Source organism: Gemmata sp. SH-PL17 (genome assembly GCF_001610855.1).
GTDB classification, from domain to species: Bacteria; Planctomycetota; Planctomycetia; order Gemmatales; family Gemmataceae; genus Gemmata; species Gemmata massiliana.
This window is the reverse complement of the sequence record NZ_CP011271.1, coordinates 3988910-4012109: the sequence shown is the minus strand read 5'-3', so window position 1 is coordinate 4012109 and position 23200 is coordinate 3988910. Positions and strand designations below refer to the sequence as shown.

The window sequence follows — 23200 nt, the reverse complement described above, 5'->3', positions numbered from 1 at the left end:
TAGGATATGAGGGACCGACCGGGCGGCCGAACGACCCCGGCGCCCCGCCTTCCCCGTGAGCACTGCAGAATGCCGACGCCGACCGCGATCATCCGCAACTTCTGCATCATCGCACACATCGACCACGGCAAGAGCACGCTGGCCGACCAGTTCCTGCTTAAAACCGGTACGATCTCCGAGCGCGACATCAAGGCCCAGACGCTCGACAGTATGGACCTTGAGCGCGAGCGCGGGATCACGATCCGGATGCACCCGGTCACGGTCTACTACACGCTGAACGGCACGCGCTACGAACTGAACCTGATCGACACCCCCGGCCACGTCGACTTCAATTATGAAGTGAGCCGCAGCCTCGCCGCGTGCGAGGGCGCCATCCTGCTCGTCGATGCGTTCCAGGGCGTCCAGGCACAAACGGTCGCGAACGCCTTCCTCGCGATGGACGGCGGGCTGAAGATCCTCCCCACGCTGAACAAAATCGACCTGCCGCACGCGCGCCCGGACTTCGTTATCGGCGAAATGGAACAGGCGCTGATGGTGGACCCGGACGAGGTGCTCCGTGTGAGCGGAAAGGCCGGGATCGGCATTGAGGACATGCTCGCGGCGATCGTCGAGCGCGTCCCGCCACCCCCAGGCGACCCAACCGCCCCCACCAAGGCGCTCATTTACAACAGCCACTTCGATACCTACAAGGGCGTCGTCGTCTACATTCGGATGATCGACGGCGTCATCAAGCCCGGTCAGCGCATCAAACTGATGCGCACGGGCCGCGAGTACGTCATCACCGAAATGGGACAGTTCCGGCCCGAGATGCAGAAGTGCGACGAACTCTCGGCGGGCCAGGTCGGGTTCTTCACAGCCAACATTAAGAACATCGAGAACGTGAACATCGGCGACACGGTGACGGACGCCGCGACCCCGACGGCCGAGCCGCTCCCGGGGTACAAAGAGCCGAAGCCGATGGTCTACTCCGGGCTGTTCCCGGTCAACAACAACGAGTTCGAGGACTTGCGCGAGGCGCTCGGCAAGCTGAAGCTCAACGACAGCTCGTTCACGTTCCAGCCAGAAGTGTCCGACGGGTTGGGGTTCGGGTTCCGCTGCGGGTTCCTCGGGATGCTCCACCGCGAAATCATCCAGCAGCGGCTCGAACAGGACAGCAACCTGAACCTGGTACAGACCGCCCCGAACGTGAGCTTCGAGATCAAGAAGCGCGACGGTGAGGTCGTCACGGTCCACGGACCGCAGGAAGTGCCCGACGCGGGATTGATCGACGAGTTCCGCGAACCCATCGTCCGCATCAGCTTCCTGATCCCGGCGGGCAACATCGGCGCACTGATGGGCATGTGTACCGAGCGCCGCGGGACGTTCGTGCGGACCGAGTACCTGAGCCAGCAGCGCGTCATTCTCGTGTACGAAATGCCGCTCGCGGAAGTCATTTACGACCTGTACGACAAGCTGAAATCCGTGACCCACGGGTACGGCACAATGGACTACGAGATCCTGGGGTTCAAGCCCGCGGACCTCGTGAAAATGGACATCCTCGTTCACGGGCAGAAGGTGGACGCGCTCTCGGTCATCGTCCACCGGACGAGCGCCGAGCGCCGCGGGCGCCTGATCCTGAAGAAACTGCGCGAGGAAATCGACCGGCACCTGTTTGAGGTCGCGCTCCAAGCCGCGATCGGCGCGCGGGTGGTCGCGCGGGAAAACATCGCTGCAATGCGCAAGAACGTGACCGCGAAGTGCTACGGCGGCGACATCACGCGGAAGCGCAAGCTCTGGGCGAAACAAGCCGAGGGCAAGAAGCGTATGAAGCAGATCGGGCAAGTGGAGGTGCCGCAGGAAGCGTTCCTCGCGGTTCTCGAATCGGACGAATAACCTCTCTCGGTATCCGAAGAACCCCAGAAGCCCGCGCCGCGGGCGCGTTCTGGGGTTTCCAAACACGACCCTCGGATCACGTAACAAACAACAAGTTCCTTCGGTGTGCGGCTACTGCCGAAACGTGACATGGACCACACCGATCCCCCACCCCCTGTCGCAATGGATCTGCCGCCGGAAGAGCCGGCATTTTCAGAAGATGCGACGGTCCCGGTGCGCCCTCTCGTTCCCACCCCAAATACCCCCAAAACACCGGTTCCCGTCCCCGCCAGACGTCCTCACGCACGAAACACAAGCCCGTTCCGCGCTCTGATCGTGGTGGCGTCGGGGTTCATTGGCCTGTTTCTCGTCCTTCGGACGATCGCGGTCGAACCGTTCGGCGTGCCAACGGGCAGCATGGCCCCGGCACTCAGCGGGCACCACCGCGACGGGCCGTGCCCGCGGTGCGGGTACACGGTCCGCGTCGGGCGCCCCGGTTCGGGCAGCGCCAGCGAGCACTTCCGGAAGGTCACGTGCCCGAACTGCGACCGCGACATGTCACTTGTGGACGCGCGAGACCTCAGCGGCGACCGGCTCCTCGTGGACAAGAACATCTACGATCTGCGGTCCCCGCGGCGCTGGGAAATGGTCGTGTTCCGGTGCCCGAACCCGAACCCCACGGAGTTCGGGAAGCCGTATGTCAAGCGGCTCATCGGGCTGCCCGGCGAAACGATCCTCATTCGGGACGGCGACGTGTACGTGAAGCGCCCGGGCGACACGTCCGCCATCGGCGAAATCGCACGCAAGGGATTGGCCGAAGTGCGCGAAACGCTCACGCCGGTCTTCGACATGAATTTCGCGCCGAACCCCGGCGGTTGGAGCAACCGCTGGCTCGTCAGCCCCGGCGACCCGCGGTTGCCGTTGACTGCGGCCCCGAACTCCACCGGCCCACCCGTTATCGAGAACGGTGCTCTGGTACTGGATGCGTCCGACGCGCCACAATCGACGCTCACCGCGTGGTACCGGCACTGGCACCTGGACGACCACCGGGAGAACCCGGTCCGCGTGTGGAGCGCCTATGACGGTTCCCCGCGGCGCCCGAACGACCTCCCGGCGGCACACGATTTTTACCTGACGTGTGAAGTGGAGATCACCGCGACGTCCGGCACCGCGGGCGAGGCCAGCTTCGAGTGCCGATTAGTCGATGGCGCCGACGCGATCACGGCCGACATCGCAGTGGGATCAAAAGCGACGGGGCGCGCGCAACTCATCCACGAGTACCACGGCGGGTTGGGGATCAAGAGCGGCGTCGCCCTCGAACCGAAGCGCAAGTACCGTCTGGAGTTCGCTTTCGTGGACCGTCGGGCCAGTCTCGCCCTCGACGGGCACGAGATCGTACCGCACGCGGACCTGGAGCCGGCGCAAAAGCGCGGGGACGTGTCCCGCCCGGTGCGGTTCAGCGCCCGCGGCTGCCGCGCAGTGATCCGCGACATCCGCCTGTACCGCGACATCTACTACATGTCGGACTACGGCGAGCACGGCACTCGGCACCCCGCGGTGCTCGGGTCGCACGAATACTACGTGCTCGGCGACAACAGCGGGAACTCCGAGGACAGCCGGAAATGGCCGACACCGGGCGTGCCGGAAAGCGCGTTCATCGGTAAACCATTCCTCATTCACCAACCGCTCCGGCTCGGCCGGGTGTCGGTCGGCGGGCGCGAGCGCGTGTTCCAAACGCTCGACTGGTCCCGCTTGCGGTGGCTGCACTAACGCGGTCCGAGCGCCGGTCAGTGCGAACCGGCCGATAAGTTGGACCTCGCCATTGAACTCGAACCGGTGAGATCGCGGCTGGTCCCGCCGGCCGGTCGCCACAGAATTTCGACTCGGCACGGGCGAACACTCTGTATCGCCGTTACGCCCGGACGCTGTCCGAAATGAGGCCCGAATGTCCACCGCTTCCGCCCAGACGACCGACGACAAGAAGAAGCACCAGCCCCGCGACCCGGCCCGTGAGGTCATCGAGACGGTCGTGTTCGTCGTGGTTCTGGTTCTCTTGCTGAAACTGTTCGTCACGGAAGCGTTCGTCATCCCCACCGGGTCGATGGCGGAAACGCTCTACGGTTACCAGAAGATCATTGCCTGTCCGAAGTGCGGTCACTCGTTCCCGATCAACTCGCACGACGAGGTGGAAGGGGTCGCTCCGCCGAACAACCCCAATGGCAGAAAAGAGATCGTTCCGCTCACCAAGTACATTTGCCCGAACTGCCGGCACTACGGACTGATTAGCGACCTCAACCCGCGCCCGGCGAACAACAGTGGCGACCGCGTGCTCGTACTCAAGCCGCTGTACCACATTCGCGACCCCCGGCGCGGCGATGTGGTCGTGTTCAAGTACCCGCAGGCCCCGCAAACCCAACAAACCGCCCAGAACTACATCAAGCGGGCGATGGGTTTCGGCGGTGAGACACTCGCCGTTCACCGCGGCGACCTGTTCGTGACGTCCTCACTGACGTACCCGGCCGATGATCCCGCCTTCGCCCGACCGGAAGACCCGCTCGAGTTGTGGAAACCCGAATACCGTTACCGGAACAGCACGAAGGCGGTTACTCTGTTCGCTGCGTCGCGCGCGGCCGGGTTCACGGGCACCGTTCCCGGCGGGTTTCAGATCGTGCGGAAGGGCGAAGAGCAAATGCTTGCCGACCTCCGAATCGTTTGGGACAACGACAAGCAACCGACCGATTTGGCCGGACAGTTGAAATCCCGATGGCAAGCCGCCCCGAGGGCGCCGCCCAGTGGCGCGCGGACGACCCGCGCTCGCCTCGCGCGTTCGGTCACACGGGGGACTCGTTCGACTGGATTCGGTACCAGCACCTTTCGATGCAGTGGAAAATAGCACCCGCCAACAAGGTCGACGACACTCCTGCAACCGACTTCGAGGCACTGAAAGCCCAGAAGCCGAGCTACATCGATAACTTCCTCGGCTACAACGTCGGGCGCTCGACCGGCGCGCACGAGCAATCATGGGTCGGCGATCTGTGTCTGGAATGCGAGGCCGAAATCACGGCCGGTGCAGAAGTTGCAATCGATCTCTCGAAAGGCGCGGACCGGTTCCGGGCGACGTTCGGTAACGGCAAAGTGACTCTCACGCGGTCGGGGCCAAAAGCGGGCGAGATGGGGAGCAAGCCGTGTAAAGTGACGGCCGGCACCTACAAACTCCGGTTCGCGAACGTGGACGCACGGTTGTGGGTGTGGGTGGACGGGAAGCGGATCGACTTCGGTGCCGAAGCCGACTACGAACCGACCCAACTGAAAGAATCGGAGTACGAGCACGACGACCAACAAAAGCAGGGTTGGGTCCGGGCCAACGACATTGAGGCGCCGGCCAAAATTGGCGCGAAGGGCCAAGTGACCGCGATCCGTCACCTCAAGCTCCAGCGCGACATCTACTACACGTGGTCCCCGCCCGGCACCCAATCGCTCCCCAGCGACTTCAACGAAGCGGACATCTTCTACGTGCAGCCCGGGCACTATTTCTGCATGGGCGACAACAGCGCTCATAGCTCCGACAGCCGTGAGTGGGGCGTGGTGCCGGACCGCTTGATGCTCGGTAAAGCCGTTTTCGTGTTCTTCCCGGTGGCCCTAGACTGGAAACTCGGGTGGCCCCCGGTCCGCTTCAACCCGGAGAAGAACCGCGTCGGGTTCATCAAGTGACCCCGTGGGCGCGGCTTAAAGCAACATAAGGGCTCGGATCGCTCCGGACGGTTGCCCCGGAGCGGCTGGAGGGAGCACGATGCTAACCGGTGAGATCCAGATCCGCGTGCGGTACGCCGAGACGGACCGAATGGGCCTGCTCCACCACGCGAACTACCTGGTGTACTTCGAGCAGGCCCGAACGGAGTTGCTCCGCGGGCGCCACGCATCGTATAAGGAACTGGAAGACCAGGGGTACTTCCTGGTCGTCGCGAAGGCCGAGGTGAAATTCAAGAACCCCGCGCACTACGACGACGTGCTGACGATCCGCACCACCGTGACCCGGACCTCCGCCGTCCGGTTGGAGCACAAGTACGAAGTGTTTCGTGACGGGGTGCTCATTACCGAGGGCGCGACGACGCTCGCGTGCGTGGGGCGCGACGGAAAGCTGCGCGAGATGCCGCAGTGGTTGTCGGAAACGAAATAGGCGGGCGCCGTCGGTGGAACCGACGCGCGAAGTAACGACTCGCTCACGGACCGGCCCACACCGGCCGGTCGCCAACGCAGGGAGGTTCCGTGCGCCGGTTCTGGATTCATCAGGTGCTCCCGGCGGTGTTCGCCGCCATCCCGGTGCTGGCCGCGGCGCTCGTCTTCGTCGCGGTCCCAGCAGACGCGCGCCGCGACTACCTCGCCCGCGTCGAAACGTCTCCGATCGATTGGATCATCCTCGGCATCGGCTTCACGCTGTTCACGGCGCAGACCGTCCTCGCGTGGCGCGCGATGCGCTGGCAGTCCGCGGACTTCGACCTCAAGGCCGACCGCTGGCTCAGCCACTTGTGCCAGGCCGCGGAATGGTTCCCGCTCCTGGGCCTCATCGGGACGGTCGCGGCGATCCTGCAAACGTTCAGCTCGATCACCCCGGGCGCCAACCCGACCCCGCAAGACATCATCCGCAAGTACGCCCCCGCGATCACCGCGACCGGCGGCGGGCTGTATATGGCGTTCATCAACATTCTGCCGGTGTGGGTGGTCGCCATCGGGCGCGACCTGATCCGCTCGCTGGCGGGCATCGCGCCGCCCCCCGAGCCGCCCAGCGCGCCGGGGGCCAAGCTGTGATTACCCCGCCGCGCCGGGCCGTGACCCGGTTCTTCATTCCCCTCATCGACGTCCTCATTCTGCTGTTCTGCATCTTCCTGCTGATGCCCTTCGTCAGCGGCGGGTCCGCGCCCGAGCAGACGGACACGAAGCCGGCTCCGCCGAAAGACCCGCTGCCCGACAACGTGCAGGAACTACAGCGCCAACTCGCCGAGGCCCGGGATCGCCTCTCGCGCACGGAAAAGCTCGCACAGGCGCGCGTAACCGACCGACTCGTGGTACGGGTGCTCCACACCGATCGCAAAGACGGCACGCTTTACTACTTCGATCCGGACCGGCAAGAAATTCGCACCGAGGCCGATGCCCAGCGGTTCGTGATCCACCAGAAGACACTCGCGAGCAAGGCCGGCGGGGTGAAGGATCTCTACTTCCTGATCCTCTACCCGGAAAACTCGCTGGGGTTCCCGACGAAGACACAGGAAGACCAGATCCACCACTGGTTCCGCGACATCCCGCACGAGTTCCAGTAGCCCGCACGACGAGGCGCAGCCGCCATGTGTGAAACCCTCATTGCCGACGGACTCACGTCCGGGCTGAGCGAGAAACTCGCCGGGTACGTTATCAAGTGTCTGGCCGTGGGGGGCGGGTTCCTCGTCGGGTACTTCGCCGGCAGCGTGCTCGCGTGGGCGCTCGACCGCTGGGTCTTCGCGCACAAGGCCCCCGTCCAACTCAAGAAATTGTGCTCGATGCTCTGCGGCCTCGTGCTGGCTATCGTCGTCGCGCTGATCGTGTTCGGTGAGGGCGGCGGGGGGCTGTTCGGCGGGGGCGGAGCACCGGGCGACGGAAAAGGGACACCCGCCACAGAGAACAAGGACAAGCAACAGCCGGCCCCGTCCGTGCCCCCGCAGGAAGACCCGAAACTCGTACTACCGAAGATCGAACCCAAGCCACCGGACCCGAAGCCGACCCCGGGCGACGTTCGTGTCGCGATCCTCAGCGGGTCGGACGTCCGCGACGGCAAGTTCTACGTGCTCGACAACGAAACGACCGCAAAGACCTTCGACGAACTGAAAAAGGCGATCACCGACCGCCGCACGAGCACCAAGACCGAACTGACGCTGGTGTTCCGCTTCGCGAAAGACCCACTGTCCGACAGCCACCCAGAAATGAAGCGACTCAGTGCGTGGGTGAAAGAGGCCAAGCTACTCAGTCGCTTCGAGTAACGAGACCGAACCCGCCCGAATTACGACGATCTGCGTTTATGGAGACGCCCGACCCACCACCGTTCGATGTCCCCCGCGTGTTGCTGTTCGGGCACCGCGGATCGGGTAAGTCCGCGCTCATTGGCGCGCTGTTGCAGGCGGGCGAAACGCAGGGCGAGACGCTTCGGGGCGAGGTGGTCAGTTCGTCGGTGGATCTCCCGCGCATTCGCGAGGCGGCGTACAGCGGGAAGCTCGAATCCGCGAACACCGAGCTTTCGAGTTTCACGATCCGCTTGCGCCCCTGGCGCGTCGGCAAGCAACCGCTGATGGACCCGCTCACGGTCGTGCTCGACGACTGCGACGGGAAAGCGGCCGAAGCACTAATGGAGCACCCCGCCCCGATCACGCAGCGTGCTCCCGGTAGCGCGCTCGCGCGGGCCGTGGTCGAAACCGACGCCATCGTACTGCTCGTCGATGCTTCCAGCACGCGCGAAGAACTGACCGAAGCGTTCGACGAATTCGATGCGTTCCTCTCAACCGTCGAGAGCGCGAAGACCGATAGCCGCTCCGTCGGCGGGTTCCCGATCTTCCTCGTTCTGACGCAGTGCGACCGGCTCGCGCAGCCCCGTGACACGCAGAAAATCTGGGAAGCGCGCGTTAAAGACCGCGTCGATTACGCCTGGAAAGCGTTCGAGGAGTACCTGAAGGACGCGGACCCGGAAGAGGGGCGCGAGTCGCCGTTTTTGGCGTTCGGTAGCGTGGATCTCGAAGTGTCTGCGGTCGCCATTCGTCGACCGCCGCTCGCCGAGCACCCCGCCCCGGGCGACCAACCGTATCAGGTCGCCGAACTGTTCCGCGATTGCTTTTCTGGGGCGAAAGCGCACCACGATCGCGTGCGGCGCTCGGAAAAGCAGTTGCGCTGGACGGTGCGCGGCGCGCTGACCGGGTTGACGTTCTTGCTCCTCACGCTCGGTACGATCGCGCTGTTCCCGCCGGAAACGACCGGTCCCGATCTCGCGGCCAAAATCGACGACTACGAGCGCCAGGAGCGCCCCGCCGCGGAGCGCCTCGCGGACGAACACATCGAGCGCAACAAAACGGCCCTAAATCGGTTCGCAGGGGACAGTGCGTTCGCGCGCCTCTCCGAAGACCGCCGAACGTTCGTCACGAGCCGACTGAAAGAGATCGACGACTACCGTGCGTATCGCGCGAAGCTCGCGGGCGCGATCGCTCCGGCCGGAGCGCGCAGCCTACCGGAACTCAAGAAGATCAAGGAATCACTGCGCACCGAACTCGCCCTTCCTGCGGAATATTCTTGGGGCGAAACCGCCGCCGCGCAACTCCGGGACAAGTGGCTCGCGGACTGCACCGCACTTGAGGTCGCGCAGGCCGCGTTCGTGGATCGGTACCGCGCCCTCGATCGTGACGGTACCGCACTCATGCTGAAGCGGACGTTCGACGAAAACTGGTTGAAGGACATCGACGTGCTGTTCGCGACCGCAGAGAAGCCACCCTTCCCTCTGAATGATCCGATCCCGAACTCGCCCACCGTGCGCCAACCGCGCGGCGAAGCGATCACGTACAGCGTGCCCTACGAATTCGACGAGGCGTACAAGGCGCGCCGGTACTGGGAGCAAACGCACGACCAGATCATCCACTTACGCGACCTCGCCGACGCACTCGGATTGATCTCCGCCCCGAACCGGCCAGAAGCCGTGCTCGTGCTCCCGGAACCGAATGGTACCGACTCCGCCGCACTCGCAACCACGCGCTGGCAAGCGCTCGCGCGGATTTACACACGGCAATCTAAAGAATTCTCCGAGTGGGAAGCTCAACGCTTCCCGGACCCGGTGCGAGGGGAACTGCTCACGCGCCTCCGGAAATCGTTTGATGCGGGTGTCAAACACGTTCAAAAACTGTTCACGGTGAGGGACACCATCGAAGACTGGAAGGCGCTCGGTGCCTCCCTTGCGGAACCGAAATTCGGTGATTGGGGCAAACTCTTACACCTACTGGCGCGCCTCCAAGACCCGGCCACCCCCGACCCGGTTGTGGAACTGACCGACTTCCTCCGTGGGCTCGATAAGAAGGTATTCGATCTCGATTTACAAGGATTCCAGCTCACGATCCCGCTCGACTTGACGATCGACCGCGTGGAACCGAGCGGGCCGTTCACGGTGACCGTCACACACGCGAATCAGACGTCCGACATCGCGAAATTCACGGTCGGTAAAGGTGTGATGCGCGGAACCACGACCGTGTATCAGTTATTACCGGACGGTCCCACGAAGCTCGCGTACCGAGCCGGCGACGGTCTGCGTGCGGAACTGCCGATTCGGGCCGGCACCCGCGATCTAAAGCTGCTCTGGGAAGCCGGCGCGACAAACACGTTCCAGTTCGACCGCCTCATACGCGAACCGCGTCTGACGAAAGCCACTTCGGGCACAGAATCGGCAACCGGCGTGCAACTCATGCTCAATGCGGGCAGTTTACCAAAGCTCCCAGTGCTGTTTCCGTTGAAGTAGAGTTCATCACGCGCGGGTAACTCCACCTGTCAGCGCCCGCCGAATTGGGTAAACTTCTCGTACAAGACTCTTCCACAACCACACGAACTTCGGCGCACACGCCATGCACATACAGGACATTTTCGCCCAGCACCGGACCACGTTCAGTTTCGAGTTCTTCCCTCCGAAGACCGATGAGGCGAGCGAGGATCTGTTCCGCACCATCGCGGCGCTGCAATCGCTCCAGCCGTCGTTCGTGTCGGTGACCTACGGAGCCGGCGGATCGACGCGAGACCGCACGCACGACCTTGTGGTGCGCATCGAGCGCGACACCAACCTCACCGCGGTGTCGCACCTCACCTGCGTGTGCCACTCGCTGCCGGAAATGACCGCCATCCTCGATCGCTACGCGGCCAGTGGCATCGAGAACGTGCTCGCGCTGAGCGGCGACCCGCCCAAGAATCTCGCGAACTACGATCGCGCGAAGGATGCGTTCCACTACGCAGAAGAGCTGGTGAAGTTCCTCCGCACTCGGCCCGGGGCGAACGGGCGCGGGTTCGGGATCGGCGTCGCCGGGTTCCCCGAGGGGCACCCCGGGTGCCCGAACCGGCTCCAGGAACTGGACAACCTCAAGCGCAAAGTGGACGCGGGCGCGGACTACATCTGCACCCAACTGTTCTTCGAGAACCGCGACTTCTACGACTTCCGCGAGCGCTGCGACCTGGCCGGGATCAAGGTTCCGATCGTCGCAGGCATCATGCCGATCACGTCGAAATCGGGCATGATCCGGATGGCCGAACTCGCGGCCGGTGCGCACTTCCCCGCCAAACTCATTCGCGCGGTCGGCCGGTGCGCGGACGACGACGCGGTGGCCCGCGTGGGGATCAGTTGGGCGACCGAACAGTGCGCCGACTTGTTGCACAACAACGTGCGCGGCATCCACTTCTACACGCTCAACAAGTCCGACGCGACGCGCCAGATTTATCAGAACCTCGGGGTCGAAAGCTCGGCCGCGTTGCGCGCCGGGTGATCCTCGTTCGGGCGGGCCTGAACTTCACTTAGGCCCGCCGCGCTCCTGCACATCCACCACACGCGGGTACCAAATTCACCATGATTCGCGCTGCCATACTCGTCGCGTTGCTGTTTTTGGCCCCACTCACGGCCCACGCACAACCTCAAGCGGAAACCGTTACGTCCGAGGGTGGCGTGGTGGTGTGCGTCTCGCCGCCCGCGGCCGATGTGGGACTGAAAGTGCTGAAGTCCGGCGGCAACGCCGTAGACGCGGCGGTAGCAACCGCGTTCGCGATGGCCGTCACGTGGCCCGAGGCCGGGAACATCGGCGGCGGCGGGTTCATGATGATCGCACCGCCCGGTAAAGACCCGACGTGCATCGAGTACCGCGAAACGTCTCCGGTTGCCGCGAAGCGCGACCTGTTCGCGGACGGCAAAGTGACGTGGTTAAACCACAAGGCCGCGGGCGTGCCCGGAACGGTGCGAGGATTGGCGTTGGCTCACAAGAAGTACGGCAAACTCGAATGGAAAGCGCTCGTGCTGCCGGCAGCGGAACTGGCCGAGAACGGCTTCACCGTGAACGCGGCCCTCGCGGGCGGGCTGAACCGCGTGCTCGCGGACTCGAAGACAACGAACGCGGAATTCAAGCGCGTGTACGGAAAGCCCAGCGGCGAGAAGTGGCGCGGGGGCGATACGCTCGTGCTGAAAGACCTCGGCCGCACCCTGCGCGTGATTGCCGAGAAAGGCGCAGATGGGTTCTACACCGGCGAACTCGCGGACCTACTCGAAAAAGAGATGAAAGCCGAAGGCGGGCTGATTACGAAGGCGGACCTGGAAGCCTATAAAGCGAACGCGCGCAAGCCGATCCACACCACGTTCCGCGGGTTCGATGTGTATGGCCCACCCCCTCCAAGTTCCGGTGGCGTGGCCATCGCTGAGATGCTCGACATCCTCGAAAACTTCGACCTCAAGAAGCAGGGGCGCTGGGCACCCGAAACATCGCACCTCATGATCGAAGCGATGAAGCGCGCCTACGTGGACCGGGCACGGTACCTCGGCGACCCGGACTTCACCAAGATCCCGGCCGAACTCACGACCAAAGATTACGCGAAGAAACTCGCGGCGACGATCGACCTCAAGAAAGCGACTCCGAGCGCGGAACTCGCACCGGAAATCCCGCTCGACAAGCAGAGCGACAGCACCACACACTTTTCGGTCGTCGACAAAGACGGGCTGGCGGTGAGCAACACGTACACGCTCGAAAATAGCTACGGCAACCGCGTCGTGGTTCGCGGCGCGGGCTACATCCTCAACAACGAGATGACCGACTTCAACACACGACCGGGGTTCACGAGCACGAAGGGCGACATCGGCACCAAGCCGAACCAGATCGCGCCGGGCAAGCGCATGCTGTCGTCCATGACGCCGGTGATCGTGTTCAAGGACGGTAAACCGGCCCTCGTCACAGGCAGCCCCGGCGGGCGCACGATCATCAACACCGTGCTGTGCATCGTGCTGAACGTGACCGAGTTCGAGATGTCTGTCGGTGACGCCGTGAGCGCCCCGCGCCTACACCACCAGTGGTTCCCGGACGCCGCACGGTTTGAGGGCGTGAAGGCGCACCCGAACTTGGCGGCAAAACTCAAGGCCCTCGGGCACACCGTCACCGAAGCGCGACAGGGCGACGGGCACTCGATCTGGATCGACCCCAAGACGGGTGTGCGGACCGGAGCGGCCGATAAGCGCTTGGACGGCAAAGCCGTCGGAGAGTAGTTCGATCCCCAGCCCTCACATCCACCGCCCACAAGGGCGGTGGGTGATGTGAGATCTCAACAGCACCAAAATTGGCCCCTCCGGTGCAATAGCGCTCGCGGACTCGAAGTATCTCAAGCGCCTCAAAACACTCATTGTGGACGAGAAGACCGTGGGCAAGAAGGGAAAACGAGCACTCTTCGGTCGGTTCGGTGAGGGCGTTTTCAATCGGTTCGGCGAGGGCGTTATCAGTTGAAGATAGCCCCTGTTGCTATAACACCTTCGGCCCGATTCGCTCGCTCCACCCGTTCTCCAGGGCTCGCTGCTATGGCGGTTCCGTCCGATCTGATCGTGTCCGTGTCCGGAATTCGTGGGATCGTTGGCGCCGGGCTGACGGCCGAGGCCACGGCGCGGTTCGCTGCCGCGTATGGCTCCACGGTCGCCGGAAAGCGCGTGATCCTGTCGCGCGACGGCCGGCCCAGCGGCGAGATGCTGCGCCACGCGGTCATGGCGGGGCTGCTCGGGGCCGGGTGTACCGTAGAAGACATCGGGATCGCGCCGACCCCGACGTGCGGGTTCGCGGTGCGCCAGTCGAACGCGGCCGGCGCGATCCAGATCACCGCGAGCCACAACCCCGCCCCCTGGAACGGGCTGAAGATGTTCGGCTCGGACGGGGCCGTGCTCCCGGCCGAAACGGGGCTAATCATCCGCGCCCTGTACGAAACCGGGGACTTCGCGCGGTCCGCGTGGGACGGCATCGGGAGCGTCAGCGTTCCGCCGGACGTGAGCGCCGATCACGCCCGCGCGGTGCTGGACACGATCAGCGTCGCGGCGGTCGCGGGCCAGCGGTTCCGCGTGTTCCTCGACGCGAACGCGGGCGCGGGCGGGCCGCTCGGGACGCGCCTGCTGGCCGACCTCGGGTGCGACGTGATCCAGTACGGCTGCGAACCGACCGGGCTGTTCACCCACGAACCCGAGCCGATCCCGGCCAACCTCACTGAAGTGGCCCCCTGGGTGCAACAGCACGAGTGCGCCCTGGGCTTCGTGCTCGATCCGGATTCGGACCGGCTCGCGCTCATCGACGAAACCGGGACGTGCGTGAGCGAGGAAGCCACGCTCGCGCTCGCGGTGAAGTACCGGTTGCGCCAGCAGCGCGGCCCGGTGGTCGTGAATATGTCTACATCGCGCATGAACGAGGACGTCGCGACCGCGGCCGGGTGCCCGTTCTACCGCTCCGCGGTGGGCGAGGCGAACGTGGTCGGCCTCATGCGCGACACGAACGCGGTCATCGGCGGCGAGGGCAACGGGGGCGTCATCGACCCGCGCATCGGCTGGGTGCGCGACCCGTTCATCGGGATGGCATCCATTCTGAGCCTGATGGCCGAAGAAAAGAAGCCGTTCTCGCAGCTCGTAGCCGAACTTCCGAAGTACGCGATGCTCAAGACGAAGTTCACCGTTTCGCGCGAGCGCCTGCCCGGTGCGCTGGCCGCGCTGGAAGCGCGCTGGCCGGACGCGGAGATCAACCGCATCGACGGGTTGCGGCTCGACGGAGCAGATTGGTGGCTGCACGTTCGCGGGAGCAACACCGAGCCGGTGGTCCGCGTGATCGCCGAAGCACCCACCGCCGAGCGCGCGGAACAACTCTGCCGCGAAGCCGGGGCGGTCGTTACGGGCGGGTAGTTACAGAAGTGCGTGCCGCCCGGCGATTGAGCGTCACGCGGATTACGGGCGCACGTCGAAGCACAGCACCTTCTGCTCGTCCCGAACGTACAGCAGACCGTTCACGAGCGTGGGTGTGGCCCAATTGTTGTTCCCGCTCAGTACCTTCGGGATCTTCGCGACCAGGTTGAACTCTTTCGGGTTCGCCTCGACCAGACACAAATCCCCGCGCTCTGTTTGGAGAATCAGGTGATTGCCGGCGAGGATCACGCTCGCTTGTCCGCTCTCGGTCCACTCCCAATCCGGCACCGTTTTGCCGGTCATGAACTCGATGCACGTGAGTCCGCGTGCGCCGCGCGTGCCGTCCACGCCGAACAGGTGCTTGTCCTTGAACACGCCGGTCGCGTGGTGGCTCTGGAACGCGCGCCCGCGGTTCTCGTACACCTTCACCAGCTTCACGTCGGCGCCCTGCTTCTCGGCCCGCAACAGCGCGCAGCCCATCCCGTAAGCCGACGAGACGAACACGTACTCGTCGTCCACAACGACGGGCGTGGCGATGTTCCCGGTGTACTGCGTGGCCCACTTGAAGCTGTCGGTCACCGCGCCGTCGGCGGCGCGCACGGCCAGGAGCGCGTCGCCCAGGAACGCGAACACGGTCGCCTGCCCGCCGATGGTGGCCGCGATGGGCGAGCTGTAGCCCGGCGGGTTGGAACCGGCCTTCCACTTCACCGCGCCCGAGGTTCTGTCGAACGCAACAACGGCCGCGTCCTTGCCGCCCGGCATCACGATCACCAGATCGCCGAGCACGAGCGGCGAACACGCCACGCCCCACTGCGGCGTCGGCGCCTGGAACTCGGGGAGCAGGTCGTGCTCCCACTTCAGCTTCGCCGCGTTGTTTTCGACGTCGAGTACGAGCAACTTGCCCGACCCGCCGACCGCGTACACCGTGTTCCCGATCACGGTCGGCGTGGCACGCGGGCCAATCGCGTAGGTGCTGTCATTGCCAGCTTGTCCGGCTTCGTAAGCGTAATCCCAGACCGGTTTGCCGGTTTCCGCGTCGAGGCACACGACGCGCTCGGTCGCGCCCTGCCGGTCCTGAACGTAGAGCTTCCCGCCGACGACCGCACACGACCCGTACCCGCCCCCGATTTGTTGGCGCCACAACTCCACCGGCTTCTTTTTGTCCCAGTCGGTCCGGAACGACCCAACCGGCGCGACGCCCGAGCGCGACGCCCCGCGCCACTGCGGAGAGCCGGTTGCGGCGTCTGCGGGCTGGTGGTTGCGTTGCGGCGCGTTCATGCCGCGTTCGAGTTCGACGGGATCGACTGTGCTGCGTGCGAGCAGGGAGCGCACCCACGGGCTCTGGTACGCGATGAACCCGCCGAGTCCCAGGATCATGCTGATTCCGACGACGAGAACGACAGCGCGGGCCTTCATTGGCGGTCCCCGATGCGGGCGAGGTGAAGTGTACGCGGGCGAGTTCCGCGGCGCCGAAAACTAGAACGGAATCCGCCCGCGCGCCCGCGGAAAATCTCACCCTTTGGCGACGGCTTGAAGGCTCTCCGCACCGGCCTGAATCGTCGTCGCGATGTGTTCGTCCGTCATCGCGCCGCACGTGAACGCGGCCTCGAACTGGCTGCACGGCAGGTACACGCCGCGGTCCATCATCTCCCAGAAAAACCGGCCGAACCGCTTCGTGTCGCTCGTCTTCGCGGTGTCGAGGTCGCTCACAGGCGTGTTGGTGAAGAACAGCGTCCACATGCTCCCGACGCGGTTGAACTGCACCGGTACGTTCGCGCTCGCGGCGGCCTTCAATAGCCCCTCGCCGATACGCTTACTCTGCTCTTCGAGCCGCGCGTAGGGCGGATTCACTTTCAGTTCGTTTAGCGTCGCGATCCCGGCGGCCATCGCGACCGGGTTGCCCGAGAGCGTACCGGCCTGGAACACGGGACCAGCGGGCATGATCTTCTTCATGATGTCCGCGCGCCCGCCGTAGGCCCCGACGGGGTACCCGCCGCCGATGATCTTGCCGAAGCACGAGAGGTCCGGCTTGTCGCCGAGTAGCTCCTGCGCGCCGCCGTACCCGAGCCGGAACCCGGTCATCACTTCGTCGTAAACGAGCAGCGCGCCGTGCTTCTGTGTGCGTTGTCGGAGTTCGCGGCGGAACTCTGCAGTCGGCGGGACGAGCCCCATGTTGCCGACGATCGGCTCGAGGATCACCCCCGCGATCTTATCCCCCTTCGCGGCGAACACCTCGGCGAGCGCGGTGGTGTCGTTGAATTTCAGGACGATTGTGTCCTGCGTGCAGCCGACGGGTACGCCGGGACTATTCGGGACGCCGAGCGTGAGCGCGCTGGACCCGGCGGAGACCAGGAGCGAATCAACGTGCCCGTGGTAGCACCCGGCGAACTTGATGACGAGGTCGCGCCCGGTGAACCCGCGCGCGAGGCGGATCGCGCTCATCGTCGCTTCGGTGCCGCTGGACACGAACCGCACCATCTCGACCGACGGCACCGCGTCGATGACCATTTCGGCGAGCCGCGTTTCGAGTTCACATGGCGCGCCGTAGCTGGAACCGTTCTTCACCGCGGCAATCGTTGCTTCGACGACGGCCGGGTGACAGTGCCCCAAAATCATCGGCCCCCACGAACCGATGAAGTCGAGGTACCGGTTGCCGTCGAGGTCGAAGAGGAACGGTCCGTCCGCGCGCGCGATGAACAACGGGTTCCCGCCGACCCCGCCGAACGCACGGGCCGGGCTGTTCACGCCCCCGGGAATCACCGCCTTGGCACGATCGAATGCGGCGGCACTTGCAGGGCGGACGGTGGAGAGATCGAGCATTTCGATTCGTTCTCGCTATCGGTAATCAACTTACTCAGAAATTGGACCAGCCACGGTTCGGGCCGCCGGCTAACATTTGCTAACCTTTTGGCCCGGGCCACTAGAGGTTCCCAGCCCACATTGGCGAACCACTCCACCCGCTCGTTAACACTCGCGGTTCGCCAAGAACACTCTGGGTGAACCGCGAGTGTTAACGAGCGGGTAATGTTTCCCGCACCTGCTCGCTTCCACCCTTACGGCCCTGATGCGCCCTCTACGAACGGGCCAATTCACCAAGTCATTATACCCGGCACACAGTGGACAAATATACAAAATCCACAATTTGCCCGACCACGCATGAGCCGGGTACTGAGGGGCATTATCTACCGCAGGACTACGACTTCTTGGGGACCGATTCCGCGATCTTGGCGGCGCGAGTCACGGCCGCGCGCACCTTGTCGTCGGTTTCGTCGTCGTACAACTCGGCGACCTCGCGGCACCGGGTTCGCACGGTGCGTTCGGTGACCATTTGCTCCGGACTTTCCGGACCGTCCTTGATCTGCTTCACGAGGCGGTCCATCTCATTCAGCAAGTTGGTGAGGTGCTGGAGGCGCACGGCGATCGGGTCGCTCGCGCCCTTGGACGTATTGCTCCTCATACTGGTACCAACCAGGAACCATGCGTGCTTGTCGCTGTCCTTTTCGGTCAGCGCGATGAGCGTCTCGCACGTGCGATAAGCCTTTTCCGGGTCGCTGAACTCTTTGAGGCGCAACACGCGGAGCGCGATCGCTTCCGGGTTCCCGGAGTCGAACTTCATCGGTTGCTCGTAGAGCCGACTTTCCTTGATCTTCTGTTGCAGCTTCCCGAACTCCGCGCGGGCGGTCTTGATGTCCAGGAGCCGCTTCTCCGCGACCCACCCCCATCGCGCCTTCGGGAGCACTTCGTCGTTTACCGTATACGGCAAGTTCCCCTCCTCCGGGAACCGGCCCTTCACCTTCGTCCAGAACGCTTCGGCGAGCCCGAGGTCGCCGCCCTTCTCGGCGTCGATGGCCTGCATCGCGTTGTCGAAGGCGTCCTGGTCGTCGCCGTCGGCGGGTTTGCGCAGTGCCGACTTCTCGTTCCGGTTCCCCAACTGTTTCTCGCGGTCACTGACCGTTGCGGCCTTGAAGATTGCCGCGGCCCGGTCCACGAGTTCGCCGCCCTTGGAACCGTGCGCTTCCAGGAAGCGTTTCGCGGCGTCGACCTTCGCCCCGGCCGAGTCCGCCTTCTCGATCGCGGCGAACATCTTTTCCGGTCCCGCCGGCTTCAGCGCGAAGTACACCCCCGTCCCGATCGCGGCGAGGACCGCAATGATCGCGAGTGCATGAACCCACGTCTGCTCGTGAAGAGGAACCGCGACCTTCTTCTTGGTTTTCTTCTTCTTGCCGCGCAGCGCGCGGGCGGCCTCCTTGTCGGTCGCGTCCATCTTCTCGCCGGACTGGTTCATCGGCTTCGCGGTGCGCACCTGGGCGACCGCGAGCCCGGCGCTCTTGCGCGCGAAGGCGTCCTCCTCGATCTCGCCCAGAATCCGTGCCACCCATGCCGCGTCCACCGGCCGGTCGTCCTTGTCCTTTTCGAGCAACTGAAGGATGAGCGACTCGAACTTCGGCGGCAGCTCGTTCACCATCTTGCCGATGCGCGGGGCGCTCTCGTTGACGTGCTTGAGGAACATTTCGACGGTGGTTTCCGCGGCGAACGGTTTCCGCCCGGTGAGCAGCTCGAAGAACACGATTCCGAGCGAATAGAGGTCCGATTTGTTGCTCAGGTTGCGGTCGCCCTTGCACTGTTCGGGCGACATGTACGCGGCGGTACCAATGGTGCTGTTCGCCCCGGTGAGGGCGGTGACGTCCGTGTCCTTCGCGATCCCGAAGTCGGTGAGCTTCATCGCGCCGTCGCGCGTAATCATCAGGTTGGACGGCTTCAGGTCGCGGTGGATGATGCCCTTGTCGTGCGCGTACTGGAGCGCTTCGGCCAACTGTTTGCCGTAAGAAACGACCTCTTCCCACCCGAGCTTTCCGCGGCGCGCGAGAATCCGGTCGAGGGCCTCGCCGTCGATGAACTCCATCGCGATGTACGGGTTCGCCTTGTTGATCTTCCCGTGCGCGATCAGCCGGACGATGTGCGGGTGCCGGAGCTGTTTGAGGATGTTTGCTTCGCGCTCGAAGCGCGCCATCGCCCCTTCGTTCCCGAGCAGCCCGAGTGCCACGACCTTCAGCGCGACCGGAACGACCTTCTCGGCGCTGCGGTGGAACTTGGCCCGGTACACGGTGCCCATCGCGCCGCTGCCCAGTTCCTTCTCAATTTCAAACGGGCCGATCTGCTGGCCGATCAGCATGGCGCTACCTCGGGACGCAAACTGGGAACGGTAACATTCTACCGATAGCGACGAGCAGTTGCGCCCTGATTTATAGTCCCGAAGAGCGTTCCCCTCCAAGAGTTAATGTTCCGGCCGAAAGTGTCGGTTAGTTCGACGCGCCGGTGTAGGATCGATGAAGCGCATCGCGGATGAGATCCGAGCGACTTAAAGTTCTTCCCGCTCTGCCTCTTCTAACGGTTCGAGTGTACTGTCGTGCTCAAAGTACACGTACTTTCCTGACTCCAAATCTTCCGCTAAGTTGCCCAGAAATGTTGCCCAATTCGGTGCGACAACTTGCGTCGGTCCAACCTCGTGGCTGTGATACAGAACCTGCCCGTAGCGCCCCCCAGCCGGTGGATCAAGATCGAGCGTCAGGTGGTTACCCGAATTATCGGTTACGTACACCCGCAATTGGTTCCAGAACACGGGTTTGATCGGCCCCTCGATGCGCCGCGGCTCCCAGTTCTCACCGACCGCGTACTCTCCCTTTGCCCGCCAATCTGAGTACACCTTCCACTGTTCGAGCATTCTGGCCAGGGGCATCAGCTCACCGTGATACGGTGGAATCCACCAGCCCCCGTCATGCACTCGAACCGATTCTTTGAAGTGGTCAGGTAGCTTCGCTCCGACCGCCGCTCAAATTCGGTGATCGCCTCTTCTGGTGCTCCTGGAGAAGGCGAGAAATCCAAGTCGGGCGCGTGTTCTGCAGTCCAAACTGAGATCCGCTTCCACGATTCCGCAACGGTTTTGCTCGGCGCTGGCCTAGCCGTTAATGCACCAAACTTCTCGCGGTGCTGCCGAAGAGCAGTGGCTCTCGCACGAATGTCCTCTGCGCGCGTCTTTGCTTTCAAAAAGGTGTGCGGAAGCACATCGCTCACCCGATCGCAACTGAGGACGCCACGGGTATTGGGAGCCTCGTCACGAGAATCGAACCTGCGACCGTAAACCCACCACCACGGTAACTCGACCCCACTTTCCACGAGTTCCGTCACACTCCGATCCATTGCCGCATCAGTCAAGGAGAGAATGATCCCGTCGTAATCGGCAGGAATCAGTTCTTTCGCAGCCGAACTGTACCGAACGTACACCGTATACGTTCGCTCGTTCCAGCCCCATTTGGGGCGTGCGTCCGAGACTCCACCAATTACGAGCGTGTCCTCGAACTCGGCGACAGCAGGCGCAAATACCCATCGCTGCCCCGTCTGATAGCGAGCTGCCGGTTCCATCGGTGTACCTTAGTCGGGCTTCGTCATGACGGTCACGTCAGCCTGTCCGCACGGCACGCGACTCGTTCGACTCACGGCAACATTTCCGCGGAATGTGGGCTATCGTGCGATAGGCGAGCGCACTGTCCCAGCACGAATTCGCCGGAAAACCAAGCATATTCGTGCTGAGACAGTGCGTCATTCGACAGAATTACGTGTGAACGGAGTCGAGCGCGACGAGCGCGGGCGGACCGAAGACGATGACGGGGAGCCACGCGGCCAGCGCCGCGGGTAGCACGTCCTGGTCTCCCAGATACTTACACGCGATCGTGGACAGGAACACCGTGGCGGAGATCGCGAGGCACAGGCCCGAGCTGATGATGACGTGCCGGTTCGGGTTCCACAGGATCACCGCCATCCCAAACACCACCATCAGCATCCCGACGAACGGGCGCGTCATGCGGGTGTGGAACAGCACGGCCATTTTCCCCCGGCGCCGCGGTTCCGGATCGATGAGCATCGAGCGCAGTTCCGTGGTGGATGCGTAGACGAACCACGCCCCCCCGCGGCACACCGCGTCGTAGTCCGCGTCCTGAATTTTGACGAAGAACCGGCTGGTGCCCAGCACCGTGAGGTTGGTCGGCAGATCGCCCTCGAACGACTCGGGCGTGGTCTGCGTCAGGAGCCACCCCCCGGTGAGCGGGTCGTCCCCGTTCTTGGGGATGAAGTGCGCTTTCTCGGCGAACAGGTGCAGCATCCCGCTGGGCGAGGTCTCCGGGAATGTGACGCACATCCGGTCCACTTTCAGCTCTTTGCGGTACCCGGCGAACCCCTCGAAGTGGATGCCGCTGGCGTCGTAGGCGCCCATCAGCGCCTGGGCCTTCGCCTGGTTCGGGTCGTCGCGCTGCATCGTCAACTGGTCAGCCACTTCGGGGATCACGAACTGTTGGTTCAGCGGCCCGAGGGCGAGCGTAACAGCCGCACCGAGCAGCACCGGCCGCACGGCCCGGCGCGTCGGCACGCCCGCGGACAGGAGCGGCAGCAGTTCGTTGTTCCGCTGCATCCAGGCCACCGTGAACGTGGCCCCGATGAGCGTGATGAAGTTGCCCAGCAGGTCAAAGAATTCCGGTACGCGGTTCCCGTAGTACGTCGTGATGTGCCGGACGGACGCCGCGAACCCGCCCGGCTTGTTCACGAATGCGTCGAGGTGCGTGAACAGGTCGATCACGATGAACAGCGAGATCAAGCTGACCAGCACAATCAGGTAGGACCGAACGAACGTAATCAGGAACATGCGGTCGATAGCGGTCATCACGGGCGCGGCCCTCCGGCGCCCAGCGCCCCCTCAATCACCTGACACGCGGCTCCGGCCGTCAGGCGCTCGTTCCTCGATCGCGGTTTGTAGTTCTGGATGAACTGGATCACGAACTCGTCGCCCTCACTCGCCGCGACGAACCCGTACCCGTTCGCGCGCAACTCGCGCAGGGCTTCGCCCGTCGACCACCCGTGGTACTCCATCCGGTAGATCGCGGTGAGCCGACCGGTGCGGTGCAATCCGGCCTTACAGTGCAACAGAATGGGGTAGTTCTTCTCGTCGTCGAGCAGCGCGATCCACTCCTTCACGGCCGGCGGTTCCATTTCGAGCGTTTTGCCGGGCGGGAGAATGTCGGGCGTGATGAGTTTGTACCCCACGCCGAGTTCCTTACACAGCTCGCTCTCGCGCACCTTTCCCTTGCCGAGCCAGTTGTCCGGCAGCAGCGGGTCGGGTTCCTCGTGCTGGAGGTTCACCACGGTCTTGATTCCGTGGCGCTCGATGTACTCCCGGAATCCACTGGCGGTCATCTGTCCGGACCGGTAGAGTTTGCCCGGTTCGACCTCGCGGAACCGCTTCGCGTGGATGTAATGGGCGCGGTACAGCGCGACCGGCGGGCCGAGAACGACCACCACCACGACCGCACCGAGAACCCACTGCAATACGATCCGCATCCCGTGGCCTGCTGTAGCGGGAACCGTGGT

General features: G+C 64.1%; 19 protein-coding genes. 12 read left to right on the top strand and 7 right to left on the bottom strand.

Annotated elements, in window-relative coordinates; translation table 11 throughout:
* Positions 1 to 69: 69 nt before the first annotated feature.
* The 12 genes from lepA to glmM all read left to right on the top strand — a co-directional run bounded on the left by lepA (position 70) and on the right by glmM (position 14785).
* Complete coding sequence (gene lepA / locus VT84_RS16790) at positions 70 to 1872, top strand: translation elongation factor 4 (protein WP_052561775.1); 1803 nt, start codon at positions 70 to 72, stop codon at positions 1870 to 1872.
* Between the two features lie 315 nt (positions 1873 to 2187).
* Entirely contained in the window at positions 2188 to 3621 is a 1434-nt protein-coding gene (locus VT84_RS16785; protein WP_204249773.1) for a S26 family signal peptidase, read from the top strand.
* A gap of 175 nt (positions 3622 to 3796) precedes the next feature.
* Positions 3797 to 4744, top strand: a complete 948-nt coding sequence (locus VT84_RS16780) for a S26 family signal peptidase (protein ID WP_052561768.1) — start codon at positions 3797 to 3799, stop codon at positions 4742 to 4744.
* Positions 4729 to 5562: a S26 family signal peptidase gene (locus VT84_RS16775; RefSeq protein WP_052561766.1), complete on the top strand. Its 834-nt coding sequence runs from the start codon at positions 4729 to 4731 to the stop codon at positions 5560 to 5562. The genes VT84_RS16780 and VT84_RS16775 overlap by 16 nt, the downstream gene beginning before the upstream one ends.
* Before the next feature lie 79 nt (positions 5563 to 5641).
* Positions 5642 to 6028: an acyl-CoA thioesterase gene (locus tag VT84_RS16770; RefSeq protein ID WP_052561764.1), complete on the top strand. Its 387-nt coding sequence runs from the start codon at positions 5642 to 5644 to the stop codon at positions 6026 to 6028.
* Positions 6029 to 6117: 89 nt separating this feature from the next.
* On the top strand, positions 6118 to 6657 hold the full coding sequence (locus VT84_RS16765) for a MotA/TolQ/ExbB proton channel family protein (RefSeq protein ID WP_052561763.1): 540 nt from the start codon (positions 6118 to 6120) through the stop codon (positions 6655 to 6657).
* Positions 6654 to 7166 carry a hypothetical protein gene (locus VT84_RS16760; RefSeq protein ID WP_052561761.1) on the top strand — a complete coding sequence of 171 codons (513 nt, stop codon included), beginning with the start codon at positions 6654 to 6656 and terminating at the stop codon, positions 7164 to 7166. The genes VT84_RS16765 and VT84_RS16760 overlap by 4 nt, the downstream gene beginning before the upstream one ends.
* Positions 7167 to 7190: 24 nt before the next feature.
* Positions 7191 to 7859, top strand: a complete 669-nt coding sequence (locus VT84_RS16755; RefSeq protein WP_082840344.1) for a hypothetical protein — start codon at positions 7191 to 7193, stop codon at positions 7857 to 7859.
* Between the two features lie 38 nt (positions 7860 to 7897).
* The gene (locus tag VT84_RS16750; RefSeq protein ID WP_082840343.1) at positions 7898 to 10363 is read left to right on the top strand and encodes a hypothetical protein; all 2466 of its coding nucleotides are present in this window, start codon (positions 7898 to 7900) and stop codon (positions 10361 to 10363) included.
* A gap of 103 nt (positions 10364 to 10466) precedes the next feature.
* Positions 10467 to 11372 carry a methylenetetrahydrofolate reductase [NAD(P)H] gene (gene metF / locus VT84_RS16745; RefSeq protein ID WP_082840342.1) on the top strand — a complete coding sequence of 302 codons (906 nt, stop codon included), beginning with the start codon at positions 10467 to 10469 and terminating at the stop codon, positions 11370 to 11372.
* A gap of 80 nt (positions 11373 to 11452) precedes the next feature.
* Positions 11453 to 13126 carry a gamma-glutamyltransferase gene (ggt, locus tag VT84_RS16740; protein ID WP_082840341.1) on the top strand — a complete coding sequence of 558 codons (1674 nt, stop codon included), beginning with the start codon at positions 11453 to 11455 and terminating at the stop codon, positions 13124 to 13126.
* Between the two features lie 306 nt (positions 13127 to 13432).
* Positions 13433 to 14785 carry a phosphoglucosamine mutase gene (gene glmM, locus VT84_RS16735; RefSeq protein WP_082840340.1) on the top strand — a complete coding sequence of 451 codons (1353 nt, stop codon included), beginning with the start codon at positions 13433 to 13435 and terminating at the stop codon, positions 14783 to 14785.
* A 42-nt stretch (positions 14786 to 14827) separates the two neighbouring features.
* Here the strand turns inward: glmM and VT84_RS16730 are convergent, their stop codons facing one another.
* The 7 genes from VT84_RS16730 to VT84_RS16705 form a co-directional block, all read right to left on the bottom strand.
* The gene (locus VT84_RS16730; RefSeq protein ID WP_082840339.1) at positions 14828 to 16201 is read right to left on the bottom strand and encodes a PQQ-binding-like beta-propeller repeat protein; all 1374 of its coding nucleotides are present in this window, start codon (positions 16199 to 16201) and stop codon (positions 14828 to 14830) included.
* Positions 16202 to 16297: 96 nt separating this feature from the next.
* Entirely contained in the window at positions 16298 to 17605 is a 1308-nt protein-coding gene (gene hemL / locus VT84_RS16725) for a glutamate-1-semialdehyde 2,1-aminomutase (protein WP_082840338.1), read from the bottom strand.
* A gap of 373 nt (positions 17606 to 17978) precedes the next feature.
* Positions 17979 to 19958, bottom strand: a complete 1980-nt coding sequence (locus tag VT84_RS16720; protein WP_082840337.1) for a serine/threonine protein kinase — start codon at positions 19956 to 19958, stop codon at positions 17979 to 17981.
* 186 nt (positions 19959 to 20144) lie between these two features.
* A complete protein-coding gene (locus tag VT84_RS16715) occupies positions 20145 to 20567 on the bottom strand; it encodes an SMI1/KNR4 family protein (RefSeq protein WP_082840336.1) in 423 nt (140 codons plus the stop codon).
* A complete protein-coding gene (locus tag VT84_RS39620) occupies positions 20522 to 21205 on the bottom strand; it encodes a hypothetical protein (protein ID WP_162271538.1) in 684 nt (227 codons plus the stop codon). The genes VT84_RS16715 and VT84_RS39620 overlap by 46 nt, the downstream gene beginning before the upstream one ends.
* A gap of 190 nt (positions 21206 to 21395) precedes the next feature.
* Positions 21396 to 22496 (bottom strand): LptF/LptG family permease, encoded by a 1101-nt coding sequence (locus tag VT84_RS16710; RefSeq protein WP_052561744.1) that lies wholly within the window; start codon positions 22494 to 22496, stop codon positions 21396 to 21398.
* Positions 22496 to 23170, bottom strand: a complete 675-nt coding sequence (locus VT84_RS16705) for a fused DSP-PTPase phosphatase/NAD kinase-like protein (protein WP_162271729.1) — start codon at positions 23168 to 23170, stop codon at positions 22496 to 22498. Before VT84_RS16705 ends, VT84_RS16710 begins: the two co-directional genes overlap by 1 nt.
* Positions 23171 to 23200: the final 30 nt, after the last annotated feature.